Source organism: Pseudomonas sp. (assembly GCF_032058845.1).
Lineage (GTDB): Bacteria > Pseudomonadota > Gammaproteobacteria > Pseudomonadales > Pseudomonadaceae > Aquipseudomonas.
The window spans coordinates 22,316-28,667 of sequence record NZ_DAMCCR010000013.1 but is presented as its reverse complement, the minus strand read 5'-3'; the positions used below and the strand labels follow the sequence as shown (position 1 = coordinate 28,667).

Genomic DNA, 6,352 nt, shown 5'->3' with positions numbered 1-6,352 from the left:
GGACCGTCGCGATCCGGATCATGGCCGGTTCGAACAGCGTCAGTGTCTGGGGGGCGAGCGATGCGCCGCAGGTACCGGTGCTCCAGCGGCGTGGGCCGGTCGATGCGTATACCTACCAAGGCCAACTCGCGGGGCGTGATGTCCTGGCGCCCGCCGCTGGGTCGACGTTTCCGCTGAGCGACCTGGTGTTGCGCCTTCTGAACGACGCCGCGCGTGATGCGCTGGGGATCCGCCTGGGTGACGCGGCGCGCTTGAACGACGCGGTCCTGCGACAGGTCCCCGCGCTGGGCGCGCCCAGGGCGGCCGAAGGTACCGTGCTTGGCGTGCCGGCGCTCGGTGATCCTGAGCTGGCAGTGTGCGTGCAGCCTGTAAGGCTGGCGGCCGCACCGGGGGCCGACGGTGTGGTACACGAGCAAGGCCGACATTGGCTGCCGTGGGGCGAGGGCGCCATTGCTGTGCAGGGCGAAGCAAAGGCTTGGCGGGTGCTGTCGCCCAGCGGTGCGCGAGGCCCACGCTTGCGCCATGCCTATGGCGAGTGGCGACGCTTGCAGGACCGGCTGCCGGCGCTGGATCGCTTGACCGTGGCCGCGACAGGGGCTGCGCTGACCCACCGTCTGCTCGCCCTGCATCGTCAAGACCCCACCGCGCGCCTCTACCACGACGCCAGCACCTCATCAGAGGTAGCAGTGGGAGGCGCGCGGTATATCGCCCTGGCGGGGTCGTCCATTCACTTCTACCGCGTGAACCCGACCGATACTGGCGCGGCTGAAATCGAAGTGGTGCGCCCCGGCGGCACGGGCGGTGGGGTCTGGCTGCGCCGCGATGAGCGGGGTTTGTGGCACGTGGCGCAGACGCTGGTGGGCGGCATGGACGCCAACGTCGAGCCCGACCCCTGGCGTCCATGGGCAAGGCCCGGTGCGCTGCCGTTACCGGAACGGTTCGGTCTTGTGGGGTCTGCTTATGAAATGCTCATCAATGCCAGGGCCGGCCGGCACAAATCAGCCAACGTGGTCTATCCCTTCGTGCGTCCCGCGCGCCGCGGTGCCCAGTATGCGCGGATGCTCGAAGAGGCACCCGCAGCCCTGCAGGCGCCGACCGACAGCAGCAACATCGCGGCCAAGGTGGACCTGTTCCATCGGCAGTGGGCATTGCCTGTCGATCTGACAGCATTGCCGTTTTTCCGCATGCCCGGCGATATCTCGTCGGAGGTCAAACGGGTCAACGGCCGGTTGATCGCTGACCTGGTCACCGCGCAGCGTGCAGGCCAGGGCGTGATCACCCGCGTCATCGAGCCCATGGCGGGCTCAGGCTTCTACAGCAATTTCGTCAGGGCCTGCGGGTATCGGGGCGACCTGCTGATCAATGACCTCAATCCACTGGTGACACTCACGCAGCGCGAGATCGTGCAGCAGCCCGATGCCGTCAAACAGCACATCCTCAACATCAAGCAGGACCTGCTGGCGTTTTGGGACGAGCGCCACGAACTGCGTTTCGACCCCCTGACACTGCGTCACAGATTTCCCACAGCGGCTGCCCTGACAGCGTTTGTCAACTCGCCTGAAGTGCAGTCGTTTCGGGAAGACTTGCGCCACTATTTCTACTCGACCGTGGAAACCCAGTACACGCTGGTCGATGGGCAGATCGAGATCTCCCAGCACTCCTCGTTCCGGGTCGACCCGATCAATGGCGAGGCCAACGCCAGGGCCTACATCGCGGCGGCGTTCTACATCATGCAAAGCAACAGCGCGCGGCATCGCGCACCCGTCGAGATCAACCAGCGCGGACGGCTCACCCTGCCGATCGCGTCGATCCTGGGCGAGGCCCGACAGAACACCGTGCTGTTCCTGCCCAACGGGCTTTCCAATCTGGACGGCCTGAACTATCTCAGCCTTCTGCACCGTGGTGAGCAGGGCCAGACCCAGTTCACGACACAAGACGGATGGGCCTTGCTCAACGCAGCGCAAGGCCAGAGCAATGCGGGCGACCTGGCGATCATCAGCGGCCATTTCAGCGATTTCTACGTCAATGAGGCGGCGTTCGTGGAGCAGGTTCGCGAGCATGTGATGCCCTTTGTGCGCAACCGCGGGCGGGTGATCATCACCAATGCCTATTCACCCTATAAAGAACAGGCGCTGATTGCACTCGGGCTCAGGGTCTTCGTGCTGGAGAGCGCCCGGCAAGGGTTTCTGCTGGCCATGAGCGACGCAGTGGCCCGGGATGCGGGGCTGCCCAATGGGTGAATGATGTGCAGTATCGGACACGTGGCAAAGACCCTGCTTGAGCAATGGGCTTTGCTCGACTTAACTGAATGAGCGATGGACATCTCCATCCGACAACAAGAGGCCATGCAATGGGAATTCCAACCAAGGTCCGCAAGCCTGTCAGCAGTCGTGTCGATACCTGGGCGATTCTCTGTCTGATCGTGCTGGTGGTGATCACTGCGGTGTACTGGGTCAGCCGTGCGTAAGCCAAACCCGTGAGTCCGCCATGAAAAAGCCCGGGCGCATTGCGCGTCCGGGCTTTGTGCTGTGTGGGGCAGGCGTCAGGGCAGGGGCGGGCACCCACTTACCCTGCCAGGCCCCCGGCCTGCAGACGCAACGATCCTGCTGCGCAGTGGCTCAGTGGTCGTAGCCCAGGTTCGGCGCCAGCCAGCGTTCGCTGAGGCTGACGTCCTGCGCCTTGCGCGCGCTGTAGCTGTCGATCTGGTCCTTGTCGACCTTGCCCACGGCAAAATATTGCGCTTGCGGGTGGGCAAAGTACCAGCCGCTGACGGCTGCGGCGGGGAACATGGCGAAGTGCTCGGTGAGGAACACGCCACTGGGGCCGGTTTCGCCGATTGCCGTGCCATCGAGCAGGCGGAACAAGGTTTCCTTTTCCGTGTGATCGGGGCAGGCCGGATAGCCCGGGGCCGGGCGGATGCCGCGGTACTGCTCCTTGATCAGCGCCTCGTTGCTCAGGTGCTCGTCGCGCGCATAACCCCAGTGCTCTTTGCGCACTTGTTCGTGCAACCACTCGGCGCAGGCCTCGGCCAGGCGGTCAGCCAGGGCCTTGACCATGATCGAGTTGTAGTCGTCGCCCTTGTCCTGGTACGCCTTGGCCACTTCCTCGGCGCCGATGCCGGCGGTGGTGATGAACCCGCCCACGTAATCGGTCACGCCGCTGGATTTCGGCGCGACGAAGTCAGCCAGCGACCAGTTGGGCTTGCCATCGGGTTTGATGGTCTGCTGGCGCAGGTGGTGCAGGGTGGCCAGTGGCTGGCCGTCGTCGCCGTACACCTCTATATCGTCGTCCTGCACCTGATTGGCAGGCCAGAAGCCGAACACCGCACGGGCGCTGATCAGGCGTTCGTCGATCAGCTTGGCGAGCATCTCGCGGGCGTCGTGGTACAGCGCGGTGGCCGCTTCGCCGACCACTTCATCGGTGAGGATGCGCGGGAATTTGCCGGCCAGGTCCCAGGAGATGAAGAACGGCGTCCAGTCGATGTACTCGGCCAAGGTGCGCAGGTCGATGTCGTCGAGCACCTTGACGCCGGTGAAGGCCGGCGCGGTCGGCTGATACTCGGCCCACTCGTATTTCGGCTTGGCGGCGATGGCCTGGGCGTAGCTCAGGCGCTCGGTGCGGGCGCTGCGGTTGGCGGTGCGCTCACGGACCTCGACGTAGTCCTGGCGGGTCTTGTCGACGAAACCGGGCTTGAGTTCCCTGGACAGCAGCTGCGTGGCCACACCCACGGCGCGCGAGGCGTCGGTGACGTAGACCACGGCATCGTTCTGGTACTTGGGCTCGATCTTCACGGCGGTGTGGGCTTTGGACGTGGTCGCGCCGCCGATCATCAACGGCAAGGTGAAGTTCTGCCGCTGCATCTCGCGAGCCACGTGCACCATTTCATCCAGCGATGGGGTAATCAGGCCCGACAGGCCGATGATGTCGCACTTCTGTTCGCGGGCCGTCTGCAGGATCTTCTCGGCCGGCACCATCACGCCGAGGTCGACGATGTCGTAGCCGTTGCAGCCCAGCACCACGCCGACGATGTTCTTGCCGATGTCGTGCACGTCACCCTTGACCGTGGCCATGAGAATCTTGCCCTTGGCCTCGGGCTTGTCGCCTTTCTCGGCCTCGATGAACGGAATCAGATGGGCAACGGCCTGCTTCATCACCCGCGCCGACTTGACCACCTGCGGCAGGAACATCTTGCCCGCGCCGAACAGGTCACCGACCACGTTCATGCCGCTCATCAGCGGGCCCTCGATGACCTCGATGGGGCGGGTGGCTTGCTGGCGACACTCTTCGGTGTCGTCGACGATGAACGCGGTGATGCCCTTGACCAGCGCATGCTCCAGGCGTTTGCCGACCGGCAGCGAGCGCCAGGCTTCGTTCTCCACTTCCTTGACCGCGCCGCCGCCTTTGTAGTCATCGGCGATGGCCAGCAGGGCATCGGTGCCTTCGGGGGTGCGGTTGAGCACCACGTCCTCGACCTTCTCGCGCAGTTCGGCAGGGATTTCGTCGTAGATTTCCAGCTGCCCGGCGTTGACGATGCCCATGGTCAGGCCGTTCTGGATGGCATGGAACAGGAACACCGAGTGAATCGCTTCGCGCACCGGGTTGTTGCCGCGGAAGGAGAACGACACGTTCGACACCCCGCCCGAGGTCAGGGCGTAGGGCAGGTGGTCGCGGATGTAGGCGCAGGCTTCGATGAAATCGACGGCGTAGTTGTTGTGCTCTTCGATGCCGGTGGCCACGGCGAAGATGTTCGGGTCGAAGATGATGTCTTCGGGCGGGAAGCCCACTTCATCGACCAGGATGTCGTAGCTGCGCTGGCAGATCTCGCGCTTGCGCGCAGCGGTGTCGGCCTGGCCGGCCTCGTCGAAAGCCATCACCACCACGGCCGCGCCGTAGCGCTTGCACAGGCGGGCATGGTGCTTGAACTGCTCGACGCCTTCCTTCATGGAGATCGAGTTGACGATGCCCTTGCCCTGGATGCATTTGAGGCCCGCTTCGATCACCTCCCACTTGGAAGAGTCGATCATGATCGGCACGCGAGAGATGTCCGGCTCGCCCGCGATCATGTTGAGGAAGCGGACCATGGCCGCCTGGGAGTCGAGCATCCCTTCGTCCATGTTGATGTCGATCACCTGCGCGCCGGCCTCGACCTGCTGCAGGGCCACTTCCAGCGCCTCGGTGTAGTTCTCCTCGCGGATCAGCCGGGCGAACTTCGCGGAACCGGTGATGTTGGTGCGCTCGCCGACGTTGACGAACAGCGAGCTGCGGTCGATGGTGAACGGCTCCAGGCCCGAGAGGCGGCAGGCCTTGGCGATTTCGGGAATGTCCCGGGGCTTGTACTTGGCGACTGCCTCGGCAATGGCCTGGATGTGGCCAGGGGTGGTGCCGCAGCAGCCGCCGATGATGTTGAGGAAACCGCTGGCGGCGAACTCTTCGACCACACTGGCCATTTCTTCCGGCGTTTCGTCGTACTCGCCAAAGGCGTTGGGCAGGCCGGCGTTGGGGTGGGCCGAGACGAAGGTGTCGGCCTTGGTCGACAGCTCTTCCAGGTACGGGCGCAGGTCCTTGGCGCCGAGCGCGCAGTTCAGGCCCACCGAAAGGGGATTGGCGTGGCGCACCGAGTTCCAGAAGGCTTCGGTGGTCTGCCCGGACAGCGTCCGGCCCGAGGCGTCGGTGATGGTGCCGGAGATCATGATCGGCAGTTCCAGGCCATCGTCTTCGAACACCTGCTGCACCGCAAAGATCGCTGCCTTGGCGTTGAGGGTGTCGAAGATGGTTTCGATCAGGATCAGGTCGGCGCCACCTTCGATCAGGCCGCGGGTCGCTTCTATGTAGTTCTCGACCAGGGCGTCGAAGGTGACGTTGCGAAAACCGGGGTCGTTGACGTCCGGGGAGATCGAGCAGGTGCGGCTGGTAGGGCCGAGCACCCCGGCGACGAAGCGCGGGCGATCAGGGGTTTCCAGGGTCTTGGCATCGGCGACCTGGCGGGCGATACGCGCGCCTTCGACGTTCAGCTCGTAGACCAGCCGCTCCATGCCGTAATCGGCCTGGGAAATCTGCGTGGCGTTGAAGGTGTTGGTTTCCAGGATGTCGGCGCCGGCGTCGAGGTAGGCTTTCTCGATGGCGGCGATGATGTCGGGCTGGGTCAGCAGCAACAGGTCGTTGTTTCCCTTCACATCGCTTGGCCAATCGGCAAAGCGCGTGCCACGATAGTCGTCTTCTTCCAGGCGGTAGCTCTGGATCATGGTGCCCATGCCGCCATCGAGAATCAGAATGCGCTCTTTGAGTGCCTGCTGAAGAGCGTGAAGACGAGCGATGCGGTCGGACATGGCAAACTACCTGGTCGGGCGATATC

Annotated in this window: 2 protein-coding genes; one reads left to right on the top strand and one right to left on the bottom strand. The window is 64.3% G+C overall.

The genetic code is table 11. The features are described 5' to 3' along the window. Positions 1 to 2,240: hypothetical protein (locus tag RT028_RS04400; protein WP_312932862.1), on the top strand; the 2,240-nt coding region annotated here is incomplete at its 5' end. 378 nt (positions 2,241 to 2,618) lie between these two features. On the opposite strand, the gene metH is transcribed toward RT028_RS04400, so the two are convergent. Continuing rightward, positions 2,619 to 6,326: a methionine synthase gene (gene metH, locus RT028_RS04395; RefSeq protein ID WP_312932860.1), complete on the bottom strand. Its 3,708-nt coding sequence runs from the start codon at positions 6,324 to 6,326 to the stop codon at positions 2,619 to 2,621. Positions 6,327 to 6,352 lie beyond the last annotated feature (26 nt).

What these genes read in the sequence shown, in the direction of transcription:
- metH (WP_312932860.1), bottom strand. Translation starts at nt 6,326, where the DNA reads ATGTCCGACCGCATCGCTCGTCTTCACGCTCTTCAGCAGGCACTCAAA.